At 64.8% G+C, this 22,308-nt stretch carries 24 protein-coding genes; 12 read left to right on the top strand and 12 right to left on the bottom strand.

Annotated features, from left to right (window positions below; all coding sequences use genetic code 11):
- Positions 1-59 precede the first annotated feature (59 nt).
- From gap to ACQP2U_RS26175, 4 genes are all read left to right on the top strand, one after another.
- Positions 60-1,079: a type I glyceraldehyde-3-phosphate dehydrogenase gene (gap, locus tag ACQP2U_RS26190; protein WP_397028820.1), complete on the top strand. Its 1,020-nt coding sequence runs from the start codon at positions 60-62 to the stop codon at positions 1,077-1,079.
- A 1-nt stretch (position 1,080) separates the two neighbouring features.
- Positions 1,081-2,295, top strand: a complete 1,215-nt coding sequence (locus tag ACQP2U_RS26185; protein ID WP_433709913.1) for a phosphoglycerate kinase — start codon at positions 1,081-1,083, stop codon at positions 2,293-2,295.
- Positions 2,296-2,298: 3 nt separating this feature from the next.
- Complete coding sequence (gene tpiA, locus ACQP2U_RS26180) at positions 2,299-3,084, top strand: triose-phosphate isomerase (RefSeq protein WP_433709912.1); 786 nt, start codon at positions 2,299-2,301, stop codon at positions 3,082-3,084.
- A 156-nt stretch (positions 3,085-3,240) separates the two neighbouring features.
- Positions 3,241-3,870, top strand: coding sequence for a DUF1579 family protein (locus ACQP2U_RS26175; RefSeq protein WP_433709911.1), 630 nt, complete (start codon positions 3,241-3,243; stop codon positions 3,868-3,870).
- 6 nt (positions 3,871-3,876) lie between these two features.
- Here ACQP2U_RS26175 and ACQP2U_RS26170 read toward each other — a convergent pair whose 3' ends face one another.
- The gene (locus tag ACQP2U_RS26170) at positions 3,877-4,395 is read right to left on the bottom strand and encodes a hypothetical protein (protein ID WP_433709910.1); all 519 of its coding nucleotides are present in this window, start codon (positions 4,393-4,395) and stop codon (positions 3,877-3,879) included.
- 2 nt (positions 4,396-4,397) lie between these two features.
- Positions 4,398-5,138, bottom strand: a complete 741-nt coding sequence (locus ACQP2U_RS26165) for an META domain-containing protein (protein WP_433709909.1) — start codon at positions 5,136-5,138, stop codon at positions 4,398-4,400.
- A 471-nt stretch (positions 5,139-5,609) separates the two neighbouring features.
- On the opposite strand from ACQP2U_RS26165, the gene ACQP2U_RS26160 reads away from it, so the two are divergent.
- From ACQP2U_RS26160 to ACQP2U_RS26140, 5 genes are all read left to right on the top strand, one after another.
- Entirely contained in the window at positions 5,610-6,233 is a 624-nt protein-coding gene (locus tag ACQP2U_RS26160) for a hypothetical protein (RefSeq protein ID WP_433709908.1), read from the top strand.
- Complete coding sequence (locus ACQP2U_RS26155; protein ID WP_433709907.1) at positions 6,230-6,874, top strand: hypothetical protein; 645 nt, start codon at positions 6,230-6,232, stop codon at positions 6,872-6,874. Before ACQP2U_RS26160 ends, ACQP2U_RS26155 begins: the two co-directional genes overlap by 4 nt.
- Before the next feature lie 37 nt (positions 6,875-6,911).
- Positions 6,912-8,522 carry an MFS transporter gene (locus ACQP2U_RS26150; RefSeq protein WP_433709906.1) on the top strand — a complete coding sequence of 537 codons (1,611 nt, stop codon included), beginning with the start codon at positions 6,912-6,914 and terminating at the stop codon, positions 8,520-8,522.
- Positions 8,523-8,580: 58 nt separating this feature from the next.
- The gene (secG, locus tag ACQP2U_RS26145) at positions 8,581-8,814 is read left to right on the top strand and encodes a preprotein translocase subunit SecG (RefSeq protein ID WP_062991810.1); all 234 of its coding nucleotides are present in this window, start codon (positions 8,581-8,583) and stop codon (positions 8,812-8,814) included.
- Positions 8,815-9,232: 418 nt separating this feature from the next.
- On the top strand, positions 9,233-10,066 hold the full coding sequence (locus ACQP2U_RS26140) for a LysR family transcriptional regulator (RefSeq protein ID WP_433709905.1): 834 nt from the start codon (positions 9,233-9,235) through the stop codon (positions 10,064-10,066).
- Between the two features lie 3 nt (positions 10,067-10,069).
- Here the strand turns inward: ACQP2U_RS26140 and ACQP2U_RS26135 are convergent, their stop codons facing one another.
- Positions 10,070-10,918: an SDR family NAD(P)-dependent oxidoreductase gene (locus ACQP2U_RS26135; protein ID WP_433709904.1), complete on the bottom strand. Its 849-nt coding sequence runs from the start codon at positions 10,916-10,918 to the stop codon at positions 10,070-10,072.
- Positions 10,919-10,972: 54 nt separating this feature from the next.
- On the opposite strand from ACQP2U_RS26135, the gene ACQP2U_RS26130 reads away from it, so the two are divergent.
- Positions 10,973-11,959 (top strand): alpha/beta fold hydrolase, encoded by a 987-nt coding sequence (locus ACQP2U_RS26130; protein WP_433709903.1) that lies wholly within the window; start codon positions 10,973-10,975, stop codon positions 11,957-11,959.
- A gap of 4 nt (positions 11,960-11,963) precedes the next feature.
- On the opposite strand, the gene ACQP2U_RS26125 is transcribed toward ACQP2U_RS26130, so the two are convergent.
- From ACQP2U_RS26125 to ACQP2U_RS26110, 4 genes are all read right to left on the bottom strand, one after another.
- The gene (locus tag ACQP2U_RS26125) at positions 11,964-12,443 is read right to left on the bottom strand and encodes a hypothetical protein (protein ID WP_397028840.1); all 480 of its coding nucleotides are present in this window, start codon (positions 12,441-12,443) and stop codon (positions 11,964-11,966) included.
- 122 nt (positions 12,444-12,565) lie between these two features.
- Positions 12,566-12,964: a DUF397 domain-containing protein gene (locus ACQP2U_RS26120; RefSeq protein WP_433709902.1), complete on the bottom strand. Its 399-nt coding sequence runs from the start codon at positions 12,962-12,964 to the stop codon at positions 12,566-12,568.
- Positions 12,965-13,027: 63 nt separating this feature from the next.
- Positions 13,028-13,849, bottom strand: coding sequence for an SAM-dependent methyltransferase (locus tag ACQP2U_RS26115; RefSeq protein WP_433709901.1), 822 nt, complete (start codon positions 13,847-13,849; stop codon positions 13,028-13,030).
- Between the two features lie 18 nt (positions 13,850-13,867).
- Positions 13,868-14,755, bottom strand: coding sequence for a Scr1 family TA system antitoxin-like transcriptional regulator (locus tag ACQP2U_RS26110; protein WP_433709900.1), 888 nt, complete (start codon positions 14,753-14,755; stop codon positions 13,868-13,870).
- 194 nt (positions 14,756-14,949) lie between these two features.
- Between ACQP2U_RS26110 and ACQP2U_RS26105 the strand changes: the two genes are divergently transcribed.
- The gene (locus tag ACQP2U_RS26105; RefSeq protein WP_433709899.1) at positions 14,950-15,378 is read left to right on the top strand and encodes a hypothetical protein; all 429 of its coding nucleotides are present in this window, start codon (positions 14,950-14,952) and stop codon (positions 15,376-15,378) included.
- A 58-nt stretch (positions 15,379-15,436) separates the two neighbouring features.
- Here the strand turns inward: ACQP2U_RS26105 and ACQP2U_RS26100 are convergent, their stop codons facing one another.
- Both ACQP2U_RS26100 and ACQP2U_RS26095 read right to left on the bottom strand, forming a co-directional pair.
- A complete protein-coding gene (locus ACQP2U_RS26100) occupies positions 15,437-17,752 on the bottom strand; it encodes a thiamine pyrophosphate-dependent enzyme (RefSeq protein ID WP_433709898.1) in 2,316 nt (771 codons plus the stop codon).
- A 148-nt stretch (positions 17,753-17,900) separates the two neighbouring features.
- Positions 17,901-18,254, bottom strand: coding sequence for a MerR family transcriptional regulator (locus ACQP2U_RS26095; RefSeq protein WP_433709897.1), 354 nt, complete (start codon positions 18,252-18,254; stop codon positions 17,901-17,903).
- Between the two features lie 65 nt (positions 18,255-18,319).
- On the opposite strand from ACQP2U_RS26095, the gene ACQP2U_RS26090 reads away from it, so the two are divergent.
- On the top strand, positions 18,320-19,093 hold the full coding sequence (locus ACQP2U_RS26090; protein WP_433709896.1) for an amidohydrolase family protein: 774 nt from the start codon (positions 18,320-18,322) through the stop codon (positions 19,091-19,093).
- Here the strand turns inward: ACQP2U_RS26090 and pgl are convergent.
- The 3 genes from pgl to zwf are packed head-to-tail and all read right to left on the bottom strand — an operon-like array spanning position 19,090 to position 22,308.
- The gene (gene pgl / locus ACQP2U_RS26085; protein WP_433709895.1) at positions 19,090-19,851 is read right to left on the bottom strand and encodes a 6-phosphogluconolactonase; all 762 of its coding nucleotides are present in this window, start codon (positions 19,849-19,851) and stop codon (positions 19,090-19,092) included. The two genes, ACQP2U_RS26090 and pgl, sit on opposite strands and share 4 nt — an antisense overlap.
- Positions 19,844-20,752 carry a glucose-6-phosphate dehydrogenase assembly protein OpcA gene (gene opcA / locus ACQP2U_RS26080; protein ID WP_397028855.1) on the bottom strand — a complete coding sequence of 303 codons (909 nt, stop codon included), beginning with the start codon at positions 20,750-20,752 and terminating at the stop codon, positions 19,844-19,846. The genes pgl and opcA overlap by 8 nt, the downstream gene beginning before the upstream one ends.
- On the bottom strand, positions 20,749-22,308 hold the full coding sequence (gene zwf / locus ACQP2U_RS26075) for a glucose-6-phosphate dehydrogenase (protein WP_397028856.1): 1,560 nt from the start codon (positions 22,306-22,308) through the stop codon (positions 20,749-20,751). Before zwf ends, opcA begins: the two co-directional genes overlap by 4 nt.

Genomic DNA, 22,308 nt, shown 5'->3' with positions numbered 1-22,308 from the left:
GGGCACTACTGTGGTTATGGCATCGGAATGAATCCGCTTGAAAGCTGAGGAGCGATAACGTGACTGTCCGGGTTGGCATCAACGGCTTCGGCCGTATCGGACGTAACTTCTTCCGGGCGGTGGAGGCGCAGAAGGCGCTCGGCACCACCGACATCGAGATCGTCGCGGTCAACGACCTCACCGACAACGCGACGCTGGCCACGCTGCTCAAGTACGACTCGATCCTGGGCCGCTTGCCGCAGGACGTGTCGCTCGACGGCGACGACACCATCGTGGTCGGCGACCAGCGGATCAAGGCGCTGGCAATCAAGGAGGGCCCGGCCGCCCTGCCGTGGGGCGACCTCGGCGTCGACGTGGTCGTCGAATCCACCGGCATCTTCACCGACGCGACCAAGGCGAAGGGGCACATCGCCGCGGGCGCCAAGAAGGTCATCATCTCCGCGCCCGCCAAGGGTGAGGACCTGACCGTCGTGATGGGCGTCAACGACGACAAATACGACGGCAGCCAGAACATCATCTCGAACGCCTCGTGCACCACCAACTGCCTCGGTCCGCTGGCGAAGGTGCTCAACGACGAGTTCGGCATCGTCAAGGGTCTGATGACCACCATCCACGCCTACACCCAGGACCAGAACCTGCAGGACGGCCCGCACAAGGATCTGCGCCGTGCTCGCGCCGCCGCGCTGAACATCGTGCCGACCAGCACCGGCGCCGCGAAGGCTATCGGTCTGGTGCTGCCCGAACTGAACGGCAAGCTGGACGGCTACTCGCTGCGCGTCCCGATCCCCACCGGTTCGATCACCGACCTGACCGCGGACCTGGCCAAGAAGGCCACGGTCGAGGAGATCAACGCCGCCTTCAAGGCCGCCGCCGAGGGCCCGCTGAAGGGCATCCTGAAGTACAGCGTGGACCCGATCGTGTCCAGCGATATCGTCACCGACCCGCACTCGTCGATCTTCGACGCGCCGCTGACCAAGGTCATCGACGACCAGGTGAAGGTGTACTCCTGGTACGACAACGAGTGGGGCTACTCCAACCGCCTGGCCGACCTCATCGGCCTCGTCGGCAAGTCGCTCTGACATGGCGGTCAAAACACTGCGGGATCTGCTGAACGAGGGTGTCGAGGGTCGGGGCGTGCTCGTGCGTTCCGACCTGAACGTCCCTCTCGACGAGAACGGCGAGATCACCGACCCGGGCCGCATCATCGCCTCGGTACCGACGCTGCGGGCGTTGGTCGAGGCCGGCGCCAAGGTGGTCGTCGCGGCGCATCTGGGCCGGCCGAAGGGTGAGCCGGATCCGAAGTTCTCTCTCGCCCCGGTCGCGGTGAAGCTGGCCGAGCTGCTGGGCCGCAATGTCCAGCTGGCCGGTGACGTCGTCGGCTACGACGCGCTGTCGCGCTCGGAGGGTCTGACCGACGGCGATGTGCTGCTGTTGGAGAACGTCCGCTTCGATGCGCGCGAGACCAGCAAGGACGATGCCGAGCGGGCCAAGCTGGCGGCGGCGCTGGTCGAGCTGGTCGGCGACGACGGTGCCTTCGTTTCCGACGGCTTCGGCGTGGTGCACCGCAAGCAGGCCTCGGTCTACGATGTGGCCAAGCTGCTGCCGCATTACGCGGGCACGCTGGTTGCCGCCGAGGTCGAGGTGCTTGCCAAGCTGACCGCGAACTCGCAGCGCCCGTACGCGGTCGTGCTCGGTGGATCCAAGGTCTCCGACAAACTGGCCGTCATCGAGGCATTGGCCCCGAAGGTCGACACCCTGGTGATCGGCGGCGGCATGTGCTTCACCTTCCTTGCCGCACAGGGCCTTTCGGTGGGCGCCTCGCTGCTGCAGGAGGAGATGATCGAGACCTGCAAGGGGCTGCTTGAGCGTTACGCGGACGTCATTCACCTGCCGCGCGATATCGTCGTCGCGAATAAATTCGCGGCCGACGCGGACTCGAAGGTGGTTCCAGCCCACGAGATTCCCGATGGTTGGCTGGGACTCGATGTCGGTCCCGAGTCGGTGGACCGGTTCGCGGTACTGCTCACCGAGGCCAAGACGGTGTTCTGGAACGGCCCGATGGGCGTATTCGAGTTCGAGAACTTCGCCGCTGGTACCCGAGGTGTCGCCGAGGCGATCGTGACCGCGACGGGCAAGGGTGCCTTCACCGTTGTCGGCGGTGGCGATTCGGCCGCGGCCGTGCGCGCGCTCGGACTGCCCGAGGACGGTTTCTCGCACATCTCCACCGGTGGCGGCGCATCCCTGGAATACCTCGAGGGCAAGGAACTGCCCGGTATCGCGGTATTGGAGGACTGAACCATGGCACGCAAACCGCTCATCGCGGGCAACTGGAAGATGAACCTCAACCACCTCGAGGCCATCGCCCTGGTGCAGAAGATCGCCTTCGCGCTGCCGGAGAAGTACTTCGCCAAGGTCGACGTCGCGGTGATTCCGCCGTTCACCGATATCCGCAGCGTGCAGACTCTCGTCGAGGGCGACAAGCTGCTGCTCACCTATGGTGCGCAGGATGTTTCGACGCATAATGAGGGCGCGTACACCGGTGAGATCAGCGCCGCGATGCTGTCCAAGTTGGGCTGCACCTTCGCGGTCGTCGGACATTCGGAGCGGCGGCAGTACCACTCCGAGGACGACGCCATCGTGCTGGCCAAGACCAAGCAGGCGCTGAAGTACGGGATCACCCCGATCGTGTGCATCGGCGAGGGGCTCAATGTCCGCGAGGCGAAGACCCACGTCGAGTACAACCTCGAACAGCTGCGTGGTTCGCTCAAAGGCCTGACGGCCGAAGAGATTTCGAAGATCGTCATCGCCTACGAGCCGGTCTGGGCCATCGGAACCGGTAAGGTCGCCACCCCCGCCGACGCGCAGGAAGTCTGCGGTGCGATTCGCGCGGAACTCGTCGAACTGGCCTCCGCCGAGGTCGCGGCGGGTGTGCGGGTGCTCTACGGTGGTTCGGTGAATGCCAAGAATGTTGGCGAGTTGGTCGCGCAGACCGATATCGATGGCGCGCTTGTCGGCGGTGCGTCGCTCAAGGGCGACGAATTCGCCACGCTGTCCGCGATTGCCGCGGGTGGTCCGCTGCCCTAACGGGTAGGAATGTTCAAACCAGCCCGGTAGCACGCCTGATTGCGTGCTACCGGGCTGATTTGCGTTGGGACTTCCCGCTCGGGGCGAGGTGTACCGGTGCCGGGGGTGCGATGCTGTTCGCGTCTGAAGATCCAGTTGGCCGACAAGGACTTTCACGTGAGATCAACTAAGGCGCGCGCACTGGTCACGGTTGCGCTAATGGCGTGCACCGCGTTCGGGACCGGATGCTCCGACGGCTCCGCCTCGCCGGTGGGAATCGTATCCAGCTCCGAGGTGGCTCCCACCAACCAGGATGCCGGGCACCAGAAGCTGAATCAGCTGGTGGGCGAATGGAACGGCGCGAAATCGACCTTCATCGCGGGCGGTACCGCGGATAATCCGATCAAGAGCGATATCACCTCGCGCTGGCACTGGATCGGCAAGACGGGCAATAACTTCATGCAGGAGGAGGCCGAGGGGACCTTCGGCGGCAAACCGTACTACCGACTCGGCACGCTCGGTTATTCGCCGACCGACGACCGCTACGAATGGTCGACGGTGGACAGCGTGACGCCGATGATGATGACCTACAAGGGCGCCAAGGGCAGCGGTGGCGCTGCGGACATCGAGGTGGTCGGGGAGTTCACCGATCCGGGTGTGCTCGGTCCGCAGTTCGTCGGCAAGACGATTCCAATGCGGACGGTGATCGAACTGGAGTCGGCGGATCGGGTGACCATGGAGCTCTACTTCGCGCCGCCCGGGGAGGCGGAGCGGATTGCGGACCGAGTGATCCTGACGCGGAAGTAGTCGGAATCAGAGGTGATTCACGATGAAGCCGCTGGCGGTGAGTGCCAGCTCGAGTGGCTCGTCGTGTGGATCGGTCGAGATCTCGGCGGTCCGCACGTCCGGATAGTGCACATGTAACCGGTACAGGGTGCCGCGCAAGAGGTGGGCGAGTTCGGCGGGTTGCTTGGTGGCGCGCACGATGTACAGCCTGGCCTTGGTGCCGGAAATGCCGACCGAGCATTCGGCCAGTAGCGCGCCATCGGGGTCGATGAATCCCAAAGTGAAGATGGTGTCGAGGAATTCGTCTCGCGCTGCTATTAATGCGGCGACGGTATCCATATCCCAGCCGCCGTCTTCCGTGCGGCGGGTGCGCCCGGCGGCGGTGTATAGCTCGGCGTAGCGCACGAGGGTTACCGGTGACGGCGGTGCGGGCAGCTTCTCGATGTGGGCGGACGGAAGATCCGGCCATGGACCGATCTCCACATGCCAGGTGCGCTTGCGGTCCGGGTGGCGCAGATCCGGTGTGCGCGAGGCGTTTTGGTTCATGGCTATGCCGCGCGCAAGGTCAGGCCGAAGCCGTTGGTATTGCGCAGGATCAGCGTGTCCGCGTCGATGGTTGCGGACGTCTTGCCGTCGAGTGCCTTCAGCACCGCCTGCTCGACCTCCATGATCTCTGGTGCGCACGCCATCTTCGTGGTGCCGATCTGGAACGTGACGTCCGGACCGTTGGCGGTCGGGGATGCAGTGGCGTGACCGGTCATGCGATTGCATCCGGCGTTGCCGGAGACCCCACCATCGGCCGCGATGTTGAGCGTGGGCTTCACATCGTCCAGCGTCTGCGAACGGATCTGTGCATCGGGCGTCATCAAGGCGGAGATGATCCATGTCGTGCCGGTGAGCGGCTTATCTGGCTGGGCGATCTTTTTGTCCAGCAAAATGACCGTGGTTTCCTTCCCGGTCAGCGTCAGTGTCGAATCGTCGATCCGCCATTTGGGCAGTGAGGTCAACACGTTGTCCTGCCAACTATCGGCCTGACTACGTTCGTCCGGACAGGCCAGCAATGTGCTCGCGAGCGTTCCGACATGCAGGATCCCATCGGTCAGATCCACCGTGGCATCGGCCGTATTACAGCCGGAGTTCGCCGAGATCCTGCCATCGGCGAAGGTAAGAGTCATCGGTCCGCCGCCAGGAATCTGCCGCCCCTCGACCCCGGTCGAGATAAAGGTACGCCCCATCGGTGAGACTGCCGGTTTCTCCTCATTCTTGTCGTCATTCGAACATCCGGCCATCAGACTGGCCGCGATGGCCAGCAGGCTTCCGACGCGCACCGCTATAGCCGACATGTAGCCGATGGTACGGGCGTCGCCGCTGGAAACCGCGCAAATCAGCTGGCCGTTCCGGCGGGTGCGTCCGTCGAAACAGGTAGTCGGTTACTCATGTCGGCGCATCGGGGTGGGCACAGACTTGATTCCGAGGCACGGATCGATGCTCGGCGATCCGCGTTTTCGAAAGAGGCAGTTATGAGAAGTGAGGCGCGAGCGCTTCTTGTCACGGTGGCCGCGGCGGTGGTGGTGGGCGCGGTGTCGGTACCGATCGCGGTGTCGGAGCCTACGCCGACCACATATGCCCCGACCACATATGCGTCGACCACGCCTGCGTCGACCACGCCTAGGCCAACCACAGGACGGGCGGGTGCGTGCACTACAACTCCCACAGCGGTGGGGGAGACTTGTAAGCGTCCCGACCCCACTTTCAACGGTGTGCCAGCTCGTGCGGAACGCGGCACACGGTTCACCGTCAGCGGCGATTACTGGCGCTGTATCGAGGTTCGGATTACTCCGAGCTGGTCCGGTTCGCCGAAAAACGTGACCGTCTCCCAGGGTTCGTTCGAAACCTCGATCGACGTGTCCAATCAGGCCGCAACCGGACCGCAGACGATCAGCGCCGCGTGCGGCGAGAAAGAATCCGCGGTCCGGCAGATCACGATCGCCCCTCGGTCCGGGTCGACCACCACAACCACCACCAAGCCGATCACGACGACCACCACACAAGCAGTTGTGGAAGCATCCGATACGCCGACCGTAGGGCCAACGGCGGATGATCCGCAGCGGGTGAACCACGTCGGGGAAGTGTTGGGAATCGGCGTGTTCCTTCTCGCCCTCGGTGTGGCGACGTTCGTACTGCGCCGACGGCGTCAGCAGGCGGGCGATCCGTCGCGCGCGGGCCGTAGCGATCCGCGTCTGCCGCTGGTTCGCGTGCAGGTGGCCGGGGACCTCAGGCCGATTATTCATATTCGCGAGTTCACACGCCACGCTGTTCCGGCCGTTCGGGTTCGGCTGAGCGCGGGTGAACCGCGGCTACACATCAGGGAGGTTTCGCGATGACGAGACCGATATCTATCACGGCTCGGGCGGTGTTATTCGGTCGAGCGGCGCGCGAGGTCGTTGAGAGGGAGTTGGCCGAGCGCCTGCGCGAGAGCGGTGTCGAGCAACTGGCTTTGCGGAGAACACCGCTAGCGACCGAGACGCTGCGGTCGGCGGCATTGCGTGCGGTGGCCCGGGCGGTGGACGGGCTGCTCGAGGTCGACCTCGGCGGGGTCGCGGTGGCGGGCTGGCAGCGTTACCAGCGGCTGCGCAGTGCGGCGATGCGAACCCGCGCGGGCGGCGTCGAGCAGGTCGAGTTGTTCGAACACGAAGTCACTCAGAGCTACTGCCCGCGCCTCGAGGTCACCGTCGACGGCAGCCTGGCGGGCGAATTCGAGCTCGAGCTCTGTGTCGCGTTGCTGGTTCGCCCGCTCGTGGCAACTGTTCGCGATGGCATGTTGGCGGCATTGGGTCCCGGCGACTGCACGGTTACCGTCTCGATCGGTGCACCGGAAGTGGGGCCCATCATCAAGCGCGAACACCCGATACCGCTGGCGACCATGGTCGACCTGCGGCGGCCGATCCCGCTGGTCGACTACCAGCCGCCCGCTGCCGCCGCAGGTAGCCGAGCCGCGCCTCGGTCATCAGCTCCGCACCACTGAGGGAAATTGCGAACGGCAGGTATTTCGACCCGTAGCTATGCTCGGGCCCGTGACCACTGCCGATGCGACGACACCATTATCCACCTGGGCGCCGTTACGGTCGCGAATCTATCGGGCGCTCTGGATCGCGCAGCTGGTTTCGAATCTGGGTACCTGGATGCAAACCGTTGGGGCGCAGTGGATTCTGGTCGATGCGCCCAATGCCGCGACATTGGTGGCGTTCGTGCAGACGGCGACGACATTGCCGGTGATGCTGTTGTCGATTCCGTCGGGGGTCCTGGCGGATCTATTGGATCGACGCAGGTTGTTGGTGGGCGCGCAGTCGGCGATGGCGGTATTGGCGGCGGTGCTCGCGATATCGACGGCGACCGGGCACACCACGCCAGGGGTGCTGTTGACGCTGCTGTTCCTACTCGGGTGCGGGCAGGCGTTGACGGGGCCGTCTTGGCAGGCTATTCAACCGGAACTCGTTGCGCGCGAAGAGATTCCGTCTGCCGCAGCGCTGGGCAGTATGAATATCAATATCGGGCGCGCGGTAGGTCCGGCCATCGCGGGTGTGCTGGTTTCGGTGTCGGGGCCGACGTTGGTATTCGCGCTGAATGCGGTCTCGTTCGTCGGCATTGTCGCGGTGCTGCTCAGCTGGCGCAGACCGACGAAGGAATCGAAGCTGCCCAGTGAACGTCCGCTGGCCGCGCTGCAGGCGGGGACCCGGTTCATTCGTGCCGCGCCCGCGATCCGGCGGGTGCTGTTGCGCTCGATTCTGTTCATCGCCCCGGCCAGCGCGGTGTGGGCGCTGCTCCCGGTCATCGCCCGTGACGAGTTGGGTTTGTCCTCGTCCGGCTACGGACTGCTGCTCGGCGCGCTCGGGCTCGGCGCGGTGACGGGCGCGGTCGGCTTGGGGCGGATTCGCGCCCTGCTCACACCGACACAACGCTTGACCGCGGCCGCGATCCTGTTCGGCATCGCCTCGGCGGGTGCGGCGTTGCTGCACAGCGTGCCGGTGGTGCTGGTGCTGTTGGTCGGAGCCGGATTCGCCTGGCTGCTCGCGATGTCGACGATGAACGCGACCATGCAATTGCTGCTGCCCGCGTGGGTGCGGGCGCGCGGGTTGTCGGTCTACATGCTGGTGTTCATGGGTGGCCAGGCACTCGGTTCGCTCGTGTGGGGTCTGGTCGCCGGCGCGGTGGGGCCGGTGGCCGCACTGCTTGCGGCCGCGGTGCTGTTGGCGGGTTCCGCGCTGAGTTCGGTCTGGCTGCCGATCCGCCACAATGCGGAGGAGATGGATCTGAGCCCGAGCGTCTTCTGGCCGGAACCGCAACTCGTGGTCGAACCGGATCCCGAGGACGGACCTGTGCTGGTGCTGCGCACCTACGACGTCCCGCCGGAGAAGGTCGACGAATTCCTGTCCGCGATGGTGTTCGTCGGACGGTCTATGCAGCGCACCGGCGCGATGGAATGGCGGCTGTATCGTGACGTCGGGGTGGTCGACCGCTATGTGGAGGCATTCGTGGTGCGTTCGTGGTCGGAGCATATGCACCAGCATCAGGTGCGGCTGACCGCCCAGGATCAACTGCGCGAACGCGCCGTCGCGGAGTTCATGATCGGCCAGGACACCACCACACACCTGGTCGCGGTAGACACTCCGTAGGTCGCGTCGAGCCGGGGTGATTATGCGGGTGCCGATGCGCACCCATAGACTGTGCGGCATGCGGATGTTCCTGGATATCCTCCTGATCATCACCAGCGTGCTGCTGGTGCTGCTGGTGCTGCTGCACCGCGCCAAGGGTGGAGGTCTGTCCAGCTTGTTTGGTGGCGGTGTGCAGTCCAGCCTTTCGGGTTCGACCGTCGTCGAGAAGAACCTCGACCGCATCACCATCTTCACCGGCCTCATCTGGCTCATCGCCATTCTCGGTATCGGCCTGGAGATCAAGTTCGCTTGATTTGCTTGGCGGCGATGACGGCGGGCGCCGTCGCCGCCACCATGAGGGTGGCGATGACGAAGACCATCCCATAGCGCATTGCCGATTACCGGTGTGAAGAGTGGACCCAACATCTGCCGGCTCCATGGCCCGAGGCTAGTGTGGCTGCGGCCCGATGGTCGGCCAATTCGATGCCGATCTGGATCGCGGGCGTGTAGATCGCCATGAAACGTCACGCCGAACAGCGGCGCTGCGAAGATCGCACCCACATGGTCTTCGTCGAGCAGCGCTGACGACGCGCACTGCGCGAGCGCCAGGACGGTAGCGGGCGTCCAGCGATTCGCGGCCATGCTGCAAAGGACCGCGCACAGGATCCGACGGCATGTTCCACTGACAAACCTCCGAAATGCTTGCTGTGCGCGATGTATACGCTCGACGCATGGATATCGAGCTGCGGCACCTGCGCGCGTACCTTGCGCTCTGCGAGGAAGCGAACTACACCCGCGCCGCCGCCCGGCTGAACCTGAGCCAGCCCGCGCTGACCCGAACCATCCAGCAGTTGGAGCGCGTGGTCGAATGCCGGTTGATCGAGCGCACATCCCGGCGCTTCGAGCTGACCTACGAGGGAGCCGAACTGCTCGACCACAGCCGGCGCATCATCGGCGATATCGAGACCGTCAAGGCGGATCTGCGCATGCGCGCCACGATCGAGGTCGGATTCTCCTGGCTGTTGCCCGATGTCTGGTTCGCTGCGATCCGCACTCGCTTTGAGGCGCTGGGCGGCCGGATTGCGCTGCGCCGAGTGGAGGATCCGATGGCGGCACTCGACGACCGCTCGATCGATATCGCGATCCACCGCAACGATATCTGGCTGCCGCACCATCTCGAATCCCGCGAAATCGATTCGGAGCAGCGGGTGCTGGCGGTTTCGGTGCATTCGCCACTGGCAAACGCCGTCGAGGTGCGCTGGGCCGATCTCGCGCACTATCCACTGGTGGCCAATACCGTTTCCGGCACGACCAATGCCGAATCGTGGGATTCGCCCGATCCGGATCGCGCCGTCATCACCTGTACGAATTTCGACGAATGGATCGAACTCGTCGCGGCGGAACGCGGTATCGGGATTGTGCCGGTGCTGGCGCGCACCCGGGCACCGCATCCGGGCGTGGTCTATCTCGACATCGTGGATGCGCCGCGCTCGCGTATCTATCTGACCTGGCGGGTCAAGCCGACGCCGTTGCGATCGGTGCAGCGCTTCCTGAGTCTCGTCTGAATCTCAGTCGTTGCGTGGGATACGGCCGTCGACGTCGGTGAATCCGTACTCTTCGGCGAGATCCGCTATGCGCCAAGCCGATCCGGAGCGTTGGCAGCGGTCCGGATCGGCGGCGAGTGCGACGACGGCGCGACCCGGAAAGCGTGGCGACTCGGCATTGTCGAGGTCGTAGGCGCCGTCGCCGGGCAGCGTGACGACGCGGCGGCCGTCCTTATCGCGTGGCACCATTTGCAGCAGTTCGGTATCGACGATGCCGGGCCAGAGCGAGACCACGGTGACGCCCGAATCGGCGAGATCATCGGCCATATCCGAGGTGAGCCGGTCCAGCGCGGCCTTCGCGACGCCGTATACCGCGTTGTGCAGATAGCGCTCGGCACCTGGGGAGGAGATATTGGCGATCAAGCCCGCCGATTCGATCAGCAGGGGAGCCGCGAAAACGCTTGCGACATAATGTGATCGGACACCGACGTCGAAGGTCTCATCCCAGGCCTGTGGCGGCACCTCCCAGAACGGTTTGCCCAGCCAACGCGCGGCGGCGGGGGCGTTGTAGACATTGTTCACCAGCACATCGAGGCGGCCGTGCTCGTTGCGGATCCGCTCGAATAGTCGCTCGACCGCATCGTCGTCGCGATGATCGCAGACAACCGGAACGCCTGCACCGCCGAGCAGGTCGATCTCGGCCGCGGTCGCGTGCACGGTTCCCGGTAGGCGTCCCGGTACGGCCGAGCGCCCGGTGACGTACACGGTGGCGCCCGCCGCACCCAACTCCAGCGCGATGCCCTTGCCGATGCCACGGCTCGCGCCGGTCACCACCGCGACTCGGCCGCCTAGGGCCTGAGGTATTCCGTTCACGATCCCGGGATATTACCGTGAAACAAGAACACGTTCTAGCTATTGGAGGCCGTAGTGGAATTGATCCATCGGTTCGTGACGAGCAACGGCATTCGCATGCATGTCGCAGAACAGGGCGAGGGTCATCCGGTGATCTTCTGCCACGGCTTTCCGCATACCTGGTTCATATGGCATCGCCAGCTCGCGGCTGTCGCCGCGGCGGGCTACCGGGCCATTGCGCCGGATTTGCGTGGATACGGGCGTACCGATGTGCCTACCGATATCGAGGATTACAGCAACCGCGCCGTCATCGGCGATCTGCTCGCCCTGCTCGATGACATGGACGCCGAGCAGGCGGTGTTCGTCGGCCTGGACTTCGGGGCGGCACTGGTGTGGGAGCTGGCATTGCGCGTGCCCGAGCGGGTGAGCGGTGTCATCGTGCTCAATAATCCGTTCGCCCCGCGCCCGCCGCGCGCGCCATCGCAGTTGTGGGCAAAGGCCGCCCAGCGCCACTTTCTGCACCTGGACTACTTTCAGAAACCCAGTGTGGCCGATGCTGAACTGGGCGGGCGCACAAGGGAATTCCTGGCTCGCGTCTACTATTCGCTCAGCGCCGACTATCACTACCTCGACACCTGGCGCTTCCCCGCGGCGGGCACCGGCTACCTCGATGTTCTACCTGAGGCGCCACCGCTGCCGTGGCGCTGGCTCTCCACCGCCGAATTCGACATCCTGGCAGGGGATTTCGAGTGCACCGGCTTCACGGGCGGCCTCAATTGGTACCGGGCGCTCGATCGGAACTGGGAACTCACCGCCGAATTCGCCGACGCCGAGGTCTGTGTTCCGACGTATTTCCTCTATGGAGACCGAGACCCGGATATGGAGGGATTCAGCGGCCGCGATCCGCTGGCGACTCTGCGCGCGAACGTTCCCGACCTGCGCGCCGTCACCAAGATCGCGGATGCGGGTCACCTCGTGCAGTTGGAACGCACCGACGAGGTCAATGCGCTGATCACCACTCACCTTCGCGACCTGGTCGCGGATCCAGCTCTCACACAATGACCGTTCAACGATATTCGTTGGTCAATTCGGGGTAGTCGGCCCAGCTGGGGAGGGGGCGTCGGTCCAGGTAGGCGGTGAGGCGGTCCAGCAGGTACTGCCAGCGCGGGCCGACCGAGCTGGCCTCGGCCGGGCAGACGTGGCGGCGGATCAGTTCGAGATTGGTGACGACGCCGACCTGGGTCATATGCAGTTCGAGGATGCCGCCGTCGATATGGATCACCAGGTCATGTGGTGCGCGGCAGTCTTCGACGCGGATCGCGATGGGGCCGGGGACCGGTCCGTCGAACGGTTCGATGGTCAGGTTGCCGTTGCCGCTGGTGACTTTGCCGAACCAGCGATCCAATTGCCGGAGCTCGACGCAAGCGGACCATACGTCGAGGACAGGCATGCGGAATGACCGCAGAAAGTGCAGGAGCACCCGGCCTTCCTCGATCGCCCGATCGTGTTCGGGTCGTACCTCGCCGAGCATGGACATCGTGGTCATAGCCGTGCCCTTTCGCCGCTGGTCACCGTATGTCCACTGTATTTCCTCGGTCACGCCGCCGAATCCGATTCACGGGAAGTGGGCCACCGCGTGTCGGATCCGTCGGCGTTATCGGGAGGTACTCAGGCGGCGATGAATCGCGCGCAATCGAATTCGTGGTTCAGCACACCCTGCCGGAAGGCGTCGAACTCGGCCTCGTCGAAGCGTAGTTCCACGCCAGCGATCAGCTGGGGGATGGCGGCCTGGAAAACATATCCGCCGTCGCGGCGCGATATCGCCAGATGCAGATCCTCGACGCGACCCGCCCGCATACCGACCTGGAAGGCGTCGAACTGATCGTCGGTGAAGACGAGCAGTTCGTTGTCGGGCAATGACATTTCGGGCGTGTAGCGCTCGTCGGCGAGCTTGTCGTCCCATACCGCGGTCCACCCGTTCCTACGTGCGACGCGCACGCAGTTCTGGTTGGGCGAGCTGAAGGTCGCCTTGCGGAATTCGGCGACGGTGAAGGTGGGCTGCGTCATTGCATGTCCTTTCAACAGGTGGAGCAGGAGTCGCGCAGGGTTGGCAGGCCCGTCGCTAGTCCTTTAAGCCTTATAGCCAACGGCGGCGAAATTACACGGCCGCGCCTTATCGTCCAGGTCGACCGGTTGGTCCGGACGCCAGTCCGGCGCGTAGGCGATACCGGGTTCGATCAGGTCCAGTCCGTCGTAGAGCGCAGTGAACGCGGCGCGGGTGCGCAGGGTCACCGGATCGGAGGTTTCGTCATAGAGTGCGGCGGCAGCGGCCATTTGCTGCTTGATCTCCGGCCCGGCGTCGTCCAGGGACACGTGGGTCATCGCGATATAGCTGCCCGAGGGGAGTCGATCGCGCAGTCGCGCCATCAGCGCGGGCGGATCGGCGGCGTCGGGTACAAACGGCCAGACGCTGACGATCAAGAGCCCGAGCGGTTGCTCGAAGTCGATCAGCCGACGGGTATCCGGATGGTCAAGAATCAGGTCGGGATAACGCAGATCGGCCTCGATGATGGCGGTGTTGTCGAGGGCATCGCCGTGCAGTAGCAGGTCGTGGGCACGATTGACCGCTTCCAGATCGTTGTCGACATACACAACGCGCGAATCCGGCGCGACTTCCCGCGCAACCTCGTGTGTATTGCCGACGGTGGGTAGTCCGGAACCGATATCGAGGAATTGCCGGATACCCTGCTCGACCATGAATCGTGTTGCGCGGCGCAGGAATCCGCGATTGTGATGGGCCCACACATCGAGGAATGGAAGTATTTCGAACAGTCGCTCACCGAAGATCTTGTCGACCTCGAAGACGGCTTCCCCGGACAGATAGTAGTGATACATGCGGGCGGCGGATGGTCGGCTCGCATCAATTTCGCGGGGCTCGAAGTCGGCGGACATCCGGGTACTCCTGATTCGTCAAGTGCTGCTGAATGTCTTGCGGCGCAACGATCGTGCGACGTGCTCCATGAATTTCCGGGAGTCCTCGGCGCCGAGAGCGGCGGCACTGAGCCGGGACCATACCGTTTCGCGGGCGGCCACCGCGGGTTTGTCATCGATGTAGCGGATATCGCCCTGACTCTCCACGATCGCCATCTCCAGATCGCCCGCTGCACCCGGTGACGGCACCCGTACCAGGGTGTAGCGGTCCTCCATCCCCGCCCCGCGTGTGGTGACGGTGAATGGGAGCACCTGGATCAGGATGTTGGGTCGTCTGGACAGATTCGACAGATGCTCGAGTTGTTCGAGCATCACCTCGCGTCCGCCGTATTCGCGGCGTAGACAGGATTCGGACAGGATCGCGCGGAACTGCGGTGGGTCCGCCTCGATCAGCACCTGCTGCCGCGCCAGTCGCGCCTGCACCGACTCCTCGACGGTGACGCCGGCCGTCGCGACCGGCTCGTGTAGTGCGCGAATGTAGGACTCGCACTGGATGAGCCCCGGCATGATCTCTGCCTCAGCGGTGCGCAACAGGCTGGCATGCGCCTCCAGATCGACGAGTAGCCGCAGATCCTCGACGTAGGCGCGGCGGTGGCCGGTGGTCCAGAATCCGCGCTTGTGATTGTCGCGGCGCAGTTCTTTGAGCGTCTCGATATAACCGGGGTCGGTGAAACCCAATGTGGTCGTGAGAAGTTCGAGATCACCGACGCTGATGGCACCGATTCCATTGATCAACTGGTTGATTCGGCTCTGGGTCGACTCGATGATCTTCCCGGCTTCGGTCTGACTTACGCCCGCGGTGCGGACCATGTGCTCGATTTCGCGTCCCAGCAACAATTTTCGCGCGGTCCGCAATCGAGTTCCCATGGCTCCCCAGCGTATCGGTCCGACCCGACTCATCCGATTCACTACCTGGAGCGTGATAATCACGCTAGCATTACCACACCAAAGATATCACGGCAGGCCGAGGCGGTGGGGCGTCATCGAGGACGATCCACCGCGTCGCGGGGCAGAGGGGTGTCGGATGACGACAGCCACGAACGATTGTCGGATGGTGTGAAATGCCAAGTAGCGCAGAGACAACCACGCAACGCTGCCGGCACTATCAACGTGATCTGGGACTGCCCGCGGTGATCATGCCCGAGGCCGAGACGCGGATCATCGTGCAGACCGGATCGGTCGGCGCGGTGGTGATGCCCTCGGGGCTGGCAACGGAATTCGTTGCCGATCAGCAGGGGCAATTGGGGCCGGTGATCGAGCACCCTGCGTCACGGCGGTGGTCCTTTCTGACCGGACCGTCCGGGCCATGTCCGGAGAGTCTGACGCCCGCACTGCTGCGCTGGAATATCGGCGTTGCGTCGAAATACATTGTGCTGCCGTCTCCTGATGATGAGCGACGCGGGTTTCGACGGTGGATCCACGAGCCACGCACCGGGTTTCGGCCGTCGATGCGCGAAATTCTGGAAGCGGTACTGCGGTTGCGGCGATAGCCGACCAACGGGCGCGCGGTACTCGCCGATTCGAGGGGTTGGCGAGTACCGCGTGAGTTCAGCGGTTGACGAGTTCGCTGGCTGCTGCTTCGATTCGGGGTTCGTCGAGGAGGACGGTGCTGGCCGCATGGCCCAGCGGGATGAAGGAGTCTTCGCTGGTCACGCGGGTTATTGAGCCGTTGAAACCGACGTCGATCAGGGCGGCGCAGAGGGATTCGGAGACGCCGCCGGTGTGGCGCGTTTCGTCGGCGATGAGGACTCGGCCGGTGGCGTTGGCGTGGTGAAGAAGGTCATCGAGAGGGAGCGGGGATAGCCATCGGAGGTCGAGCACGCGAGTTCGGATACCGTGAGATGAGAGGCGTTGGGCCACCCGTAGGCTCATGGGCACGCCGTTGGCGAAAGTGACGATGGTGAGGTCGGTGCCATCGCCGTAGACGCGGGCGCGTCCGATGGCGATGTGGTCGTTATCGGAAGGTGTTGCGAGCCAGGCACTATCGCCGGGACGGTGTAGGTCACGGGTGTGGTAGAGGGCGATGGGTTCGAGGTAGACGCAGACGCGGCCGTCGACGCGAGCGGCGCAGACGCAGGTGCGCAGCATGGCTGCGGCGTCATCCGCACGAGCGGGGGAGGCGATGATCAGGCCCGGGATATCGCGCAGTGCCGCAATGGAATTGTCGTTGTGGAAGTGGCCGCCGAACCCTTTCTGATAGCCGTACCCGGCGATGCGCACGACCATCGGATTCCGGTATTGCCCCTGGGAGAAGTACGACAGTGTGGCGGCTTCACCTCGCAATTGGTCGGCGGCATTGTGCACGTAGGCCAGATATTGGATCTCCGGAATCGGCACGAATCCGGCGAGTGCGGCGCCAAGGGCCGTGCCGAGCACGCTCTGTTCGTCGAGCAGCGTATCGAAGACACGCCGTACTCCGAACTGCTTCTGCAGGCCCTTGGTGACGCCGTACACGCCGCCTTTGCGGCCGACATCCTCGCCGAACACCAGGACGTCGTTGTCGCGGTCGAGCAGCGCGGCGAGCGTTTGATTGATCGCCTGCGCCAACGTCGCCGAACCTTCTTGTGTAACTGTTTGTTCCGCTATGGTCCGGCGGCCCTTGTGGCGGTCGCGGGCGGTCGTGCCGCTCATCGCGACGTCGCGAACGATGGTGTCGACGGTCTCCTGCGCGTCGCGTCGGCCATCGCCGAGCTCGCCGGCGCCACCAGACCCGAGCGGGCCTCGACGCAAGGCATCGGCCCGCACCCGGTCCGGATGTAGCGGGGCCAACGGTTCCATCACCGCAGCGGCGGAGGTCAACTTCGGTTCGCGGCACACCGATTCGGCCATGGCGGCGACTCGGACGCCGATGTCGTCGTAGCGTGCGATGACTTCGGCCGGGGCTGCGAGGCCGGAGGTGACCAGGAGGCGACCGGTTGCGGTCACCGGGTCTCGGCGCAGGTCGGCGGCGATGTCGGTGGGGCTGCGGTAGGCGGACTCTACGTCGGATCCAGCGTGTCCCATGAGCCGTACGGTGCTCAGGTGGAGAAAGGCGGGTTTGCGGTGTTCGCGCACCCAGTCGACCGCCTTGGTCGCGGTTGTCGCGGCGTCGAGGAGATCGCAGCCATCGGCGTCGAAATACTGCAGACCGAGGCGAATGCCGTAGGACTGTTCGATCCAGTCGGGCGGGGTCGCGACGCTGATGCCGATGCCGTTGTCCTCGCAGACGAACAGCAGGGGTAGCGGAACCCCTTGGCGCGCAGTGTGAATCGCGGCATTGATGGCGCCGGCGGCGGTGGAGTGATTGGCCGACGCGTCGCCGAAACTGCACAGCACCACCGAATCCGACGGCCATTCGCACGCGACGCCGAGCCGGGCCGCGCGTTCGATCGCGAAGGCGAGCCCGACGGCGCGCGGCAGATGTGATGCGATGGTGGAGGTCTGTGGGATCACCGCGGCCGGTTTGCTGCCGAAAACCTTATGACGGCCGCCCGATATCGGTTCAGTGCTCGCCGCCACCACGCCGAGCAGCACATCGCGGATCGGATCGAGACCCGGCACCTGCCTGGCCCGGTGCACGAAGAATGCTCCGGAGCGATAGTGCAGCAGCGCGGGATCGGTGGGGCGCAGGGCGGCCGCGACCGCCGCATTGCCCTCGTGTCCGGCGGATCCGATGCTGTAATAGCCGCGCTTGGCGCTGCCCAATCGGCGTGCCGCGAGATCGAGATGCCTACTGGTCGCCTGTGATTCGAACAGGTCCAGGCATTGGGCTCCGGTGAGCCCGACACCATCGAGCGGCTGATCGACGGGACGGCTCGGCCGTGGCTCCAGCGCCGATAGCTCGGCACGGAACCGCTCCTCGAGGTCGACTCGCTGTTCGGTCACGCTGTGATCATCTCCGACGGATGCCGCTCGAGGAAGTCGATTCCGGTACGATTTCAGAAAATATTCTGATTATCTCGGCGATTGCAAGAAATTTCTCCGAGAACTGCGGTGTCGAATCGCGTATTTATCGGCTTGGTCGAGCACAGTATCAGCCGGACCGCTCGGTCTGCGTGATCGTCCGTCGCAGCAGATCGCGAGCGACATCGAGCTCGACGGCCCGACGGTCCAACTCCGCCAGCCGATCCCGCAGCGCGGGCAATACGCCAGGACAGGCCCGCAACGTGCCATCGTCGACAGCGCACGGCAGCAGCTGCCCGATCACCCGGGTCGAGAGTCCCGCGGCGAGCAATGCGCGAATCTGTCCGACACGCTGTTCGGCAGCCGCGTCGTACTCGCGATACCCATTGTGGCGGCGTTCGGCCGACAGCAGCCCGACCCGCTCGTAATACCGCAGCAGCCGCTCGTTGGTGCGGGTCCGGCTCGCCAGCTCACCGATCAGCATGATTTGACCTTCCCATGGTGTCAGGGATCAACACTCGAGTCCGCAACTCGATTCCGTCAGGAGAAATGTTGATCATCGACGCACACAGCCACGTCCACGACCCGCTCACCGACCACATCGCGCTACTCGACGAGGCGGGCGTGGACAAGACCGTCCTCTTCATGACCCGACCGCATCCGGAGCGGGCCGGAACCCTCACCGAACTCCGCACAGAGATGGACCTGCTGACGCGGGCGCTAGCCGGTAGCGCTGCCCTCGGTCGCGAAACGGCACGGCGCGAACTCGAGGCTGCCCTCGACGCCTACCCGGACCGCTTTGTCGGCTTCGCCTCGGTGCCGCTCGACGCACCCGATGCCGATGCGCTCGTCGAACGCGAGGTAGTCGGGCGCGGAATGCGCGGCATCGGAGAGTTGACCCCGCCGCCCGACCAGGCCGCGCGCATCGAGCCGGTACTCCGTGCCGCCACCGACCAGGGTGGACTCCCTGTCGTCGTACACGGCGCAGCGCCCACGACCGCCGCCGACCTGCGCACCATGACCGACCTCGCACGCCGCTATCCACGCGTGCCGCTCGTGGTCTCCCAACTCGGCGGAGCGCATTGGATGGACGCGATCGAACTGGTCCGCGACAGCCCGAATATGTACCTCGAACTGTCCACTGCCAGCATCGTTTTCGCGGTGCGCCTGGCCATATCCGAAATTCCCGAGCGCACTCTGTTCGGCTCGGATGCCCCCTACGGCGACCCGGTCATCGCACGTACCACCGTCGAACGCGCCACCCGCTCACCGCAGGTACGCGAATTGGTCCTCGGCGCAACCGCGCGGGAACTGCTGGGTTAGCTCGCGGTACCCGGCAATGCCGCGGCGGCATCCCGATCCAACAGCCACGTAGTGGATTCCGACCCGACGGCACCCGCCGCGGGAATCTCCACCGGATCCGCACCCGCCACCGCCGCGGCAACGGCTTCGGCCTTGGCCGCACCACCGACGACCAGCACAACATGGCGACTGTGCCGCACCGCGGGCAGCGTCAGCGTGACCCGCACCGGCGGCGGCTTGGGTGAATTCGGCACCGCGACAACGAGTTCGTGCTGTTCACGCACCGCATCGGTATGCGGGAACAGCGAATTCACATGTCCCTCACCGCCCATTCCGAGCAGATGCAGATCGAAGGCCCCGTACTCCGCCAAGTGCGCGTGCACCGCCGCAGCATACTCGGCGGCGGCCTCGACCGGATCCGGATACTCACCATCGGAGGTGGCGACCGGATGCACCCGCGACGGGTCCACCGACACATGATCCAGCAGCGCCTGCCGTGCCTGCAGATCATTGCGCTCGGAATCGCTCGCCGGCACGAATCGCTCGTCGCCCCAGAACACATCGAGCCGCGACCAGTCGATGTCGCCGGGTGTCTTGCGGACCAATTCCAACAGTCCGATCCCGGTCCCACCGCCGGTCAACACCACCGATGCGGAGCCGCGCGCCGCCTGTGCGGCCACCACGACCGCGACGAATCGCGCGGCCGCGGCGGCAATCAAGGCGTCGGTGTCGTCGTATACTTCGACGGTGTTCGCGGGGAAGCTCGCGCGCTCACTCATAGATCACCTTCTCGATTCCGGCGAGCGCCTCGGCATAGATCTCGTCGGCATCCAGCCGTCGCAGTTCCTCGGCGAGGCAGTCGCGAGTTTCCCGGCGCGCCAACGCGATCCGCTGATCCGGGTCACCGGTGCGGGTCAGTGTCGCGGTGCGCCCGGTCTGTGGTCGCTCGATGGCGATCGATACCGTCGGGCGATGCACTTGCACCCGCAACGCACCCGAACGACGACGCACTGGGCAGTCGAGGCGGGCGGCCAACCAGCCCGCGAGCATATCCAGCGCGGGTTCGTCGCGCAGTCCGGAGACGGTCACCGAATCCACCGGCTCGAACGGCGGTTCGTCCATGGCGGCCGCCAACAGCGCCCGCCAATAGGTGATGCGACTCCACGCCAAATCAGTATCCCCGGAGGCATAGGAGCCGAGGCGCTTCTTGATCGTCGCCTGCGGATCGGCCGCGAAGGTGGCGTCGGTGATGCGGCGAGTCGCCAAGCGTCCCACCGAATCCTTCGACGGGAACTCCGGTGCGCCACGTGGCCACCAGGCCACCACCGGGGTATCCGGCAGCAGGAACGGGATGACTACGCTGCTTTCGTGGTTGATCAGATCACCCTGCAGCCGCAGCACTATCACCTCGGCCGCACCCGCGTCACCGCCAACGCGGATCTGGGCATCCAACCGGGTCTCGGCATCGCGATCGCCGCGCGCCAAAACCACCACGCGACAGGGGTGTTCACGGCTGGCGTCATTGGCGGCGTCGATGGCGTCCTCGGCCTCGGAGCTGTCCAGCGTGCACACGACCAGCGTCAGCACCCGGCCCATGGTGATCACACCATTGCTCTCGCGAAGGCGAACCAGGCGTTTGGTGACTTCAGAGGTGGTGGTCTGCGGCATATCGACGATCATGGCCGCCGCCATTCGCGCCCGGTGCGTGCCAACACCTCGTCAGCCGAGGCCGGACCCCAAGTGCCCGCCTCGTACTGTTCGGGCTTACCGTCGGCGGCCCAGTGCTCGAGCACCGGATCCAGGATGCGCCAGGACAATTCGACCTCCGCGTTCACCGGGAACAGGGACGGCACCCCGAGCAGCACATCGAGGATCAGGCGTTCGTAGGCCTCGGGGGAGGATTCGGTGAACGCCTCGCCGTAGCTGAAATCCATATTGACGTCGCGCACTTCCATGCTCGACCCCGGCACCTTCGAACCGAATCGGGTGGTAATGCCCTCATCGGGCTGCACCCGGATGACCAGTGCGTTCTGCCCGAGATCCTCGGTCATGGTCTGGTCGAACGGCAGATGCGGGGCCCGTTTGAACACCACCGCGATCTCGGTCACCCTGCGGCCCAGGCGTTTTCCGGTGCGCAGGTAGAACGGCACACCCGCCCATCGTCGGGTGTCGACCTCGAGGGTGATCGCCGCGTAGGTCTCGGTGCGCGATTGCGGGTCGAAACCCTCCTCGTCGAGCAGTCCGACCACATGCTCGCCGCCCTGCCACCCCTCCGCGTACTGTCCGCGTGCGGTGGTTTCATCGAGCGGCTCGACGAGTTTGGTCGCCGAGAGCACCTTGATCTTCTCCGCCTGCAGCTGTTTGGGCTCGAAGCTGATCGGTTCCTCCATGGCAGTCAGCGCGAGCAACTGCAGCAGGTGGTTCTGGATGACGTCGCGGGCCGCGCCGATACCGTCGTAATAGCCTGCGCGCCCACCCAATCCGATGTCCTCGGCCATGGTGATCTGCACATGGTCGACGTAATTGGCATTCCAGATCGGCTCGTAGAGCTGGTTGGCGAAGCGCAGTGCCAGGATGTTCTGCACCGTCTCCTTACCGAGATAGTGATCGATGCGGAATACCGTCTCCTCCGGGAACACCCGGTTGACCAATGCGTTGAGTTCGACCGCGCTGTCCAGATCGTGACCGAACGGCTTCTCGATCACCACTCGGCGCCACGGCTTGCGTCCCTCGCCATCGGTTTTCGTCGGTTGCGCCAGTTTGTGCTCGGAGAGCTGATCGAGCACCACCGGGAACATATTCGGCGGAATCGACAGGTAGAAGGCGTGATTGCCGCCGGTGCCGCGATCCTTGTCCAGCTTCGCCAACACATCGGCGAGTTTGGCGAAGGCGGAATCGTCGTCGAAGGAGCCCTGCACGAATCGGATGCCTTCGGCCAGGTGGTCCCAGACCTCCTGCCGAAATGGGGTGCGTGCGTGCGCTTTCACCGCGTCGAGCACAACCCCCGCGAAATCCTCGTCCGCGTAGTCCCGGCGCGCGAAGCCGACCAGTGCGAAGCCCGGGGGCAGCAGCCCCCGGTTCGACAGATCGTAGATGGCCGGCATCAGTTTCTTCCGGGACAGATCGCCGGTGACGCCGAAGATCACCATGCTGCACGGTCCCGCGATGCGGGGAACTCGCTTATCCCGCTCTTCGCGCAGCGGATTCTTCCAGGTATTCGTCTGAGTGCCGGCCAT

The organism is Nocardia sp. CA-084685, assembly GCF_050955785.1.
Classification (GTDB): Bacteria; Actinomycetota; Actinomycetes; order Mycobacteriales; family Mycobacteriaceae; genus Nocardia.
This window is presented reverse-complemented; position numbering and strand designations above follow the sequence as displayed.

Excerpts from the sequence above, each read along its gene's own strand:
- ACQP2U_RS26185 (WP_433709913.1), top strand. The coding sequence starts at position 1,081 with ATGGCGGTCAAAACACTGCGGGATCTGCTGAACGAGGGTGTCGAGGGT.
- tpiA (WP_433709912.1), top strand. The coding sequence starts at position 2,299 with ATGGCACGCAAACCGCTCATCGCGGGCAACTGGAAGATGAACCTCAAC.
- ACQP2U_RS26170 (WP_433709910.1), bottom strand. The coding sequence starts at position 4,395 with ATGAACCAAAACGCCTCGCGCACACCGGATCTGCGCCACCCGGACCGC.
- ACQP2U_RS26165 (WP_433709909.1), bottom strand. The coding sequence starts at position 5,138 with ATGGCCGGATGTTCGAATGACGACAAGAATGAGGAGAAACCGGCAGTC.
- ACQP2U_RS26155 (WP_433709907.1), top strand. The coding sequence starts at position 6,230 with ATGACGAGACCGATATCTATCACGGCTCGGGCGGTGTTATTCGGTCGA.
- ACQP2U_RS26150 (WP_433709906.1), top strand. The coding sequence starts at position 6,912 with ATGCTCGGGCCCGTGACCACTGCCGATGCGACGACACCATTATCCACC.
- secG (WP_062991810.1), top strand. The coding sequence starts at position 8,581 with ATGCGGATGTTCCTGGATATCCTCCTGATCATCACCAGCGTGCTGCTG.
- ACQP2U_RS26140 (WP_433709905.1), top strand. The coding sequence starts at position 9,233 with ATGGATATCGAGCTGCGGCACCTGCGCGCGTACCTTGCGCTCTGCGAG.
- ACQP2U_RS26125 (WP_397028840.1), bottom strand. The coding sequence starts at position 12,443 with ATGACCACGATGTCCATGCTCGGCGAGGTACGACCCGAACACGATCGG.
- ACQP2U_RS26120 (WP_433709902.1), bottom strand. The coding sequence starts at position 12,964 with ATGACGCAGCCCACCTTCACCGTCGCCGAATTCCGCAAGGCGACCTTC.
- ACQP2U_RS26115 (WP_433709901.1), bottom strand. The coding sequence starts at position 13,849 with ATGTCCGCCGACTTCGAGCCCCGCGAAATTGATGCGAGCCGACCATCC.
- ACQP2U_RS26110 (WP_433709900.1), bottom strand. The coding sequence starts at position 14,755 with ATGGGAACTCGATTGCGGACCGCGCGAAAATTGTTGCTGGGACGCGAA.
- ACQP2U_RS26105 (WP_433709899.1), top strand. The coding sequence starts at position 14,950 with ATGCCAAGTAGCGCAGAGACAACCACGCAACGCTGCCGGCACTATCAA.
- ACQP2U_RS26095 (WP_433709897.1), bottom strand. The coding sequence starts at position 18,254 with ATGCTGATCGGTGAGCTGGCGAGCCGGACCCGCACCAACGAGCGGCTG.
- ACQP2U_RS26090 (WP_433709896.1), top strand. The coding sequence starts at position 18,320 with ATGTTGATCATCGACGCACACAGCCACGTCCACGACCCGCTCACCGAC.
- pgl (WP_433709895.1), bottom strand. The coding sequence starts at position 19,851 with ATGAGTGAGCGCGCGAGCTTCCCCGCGAACACCGTCGAAGTATACGAC.
- opcA (WP_397028855.1), bottom strand. The coding sequence starts at position 20,752 with ATGATCGTCGATATGCCGCAGACCACCACCTCTGAAGTCACCAAACGC.
- zwf (WP_397028856.1), bottom strand. The coding sequence starts at position 22,308 with ATGGCCGGCACTCAGACGAATACCTGGAAGAATCCGCTGCGCGAAGAG.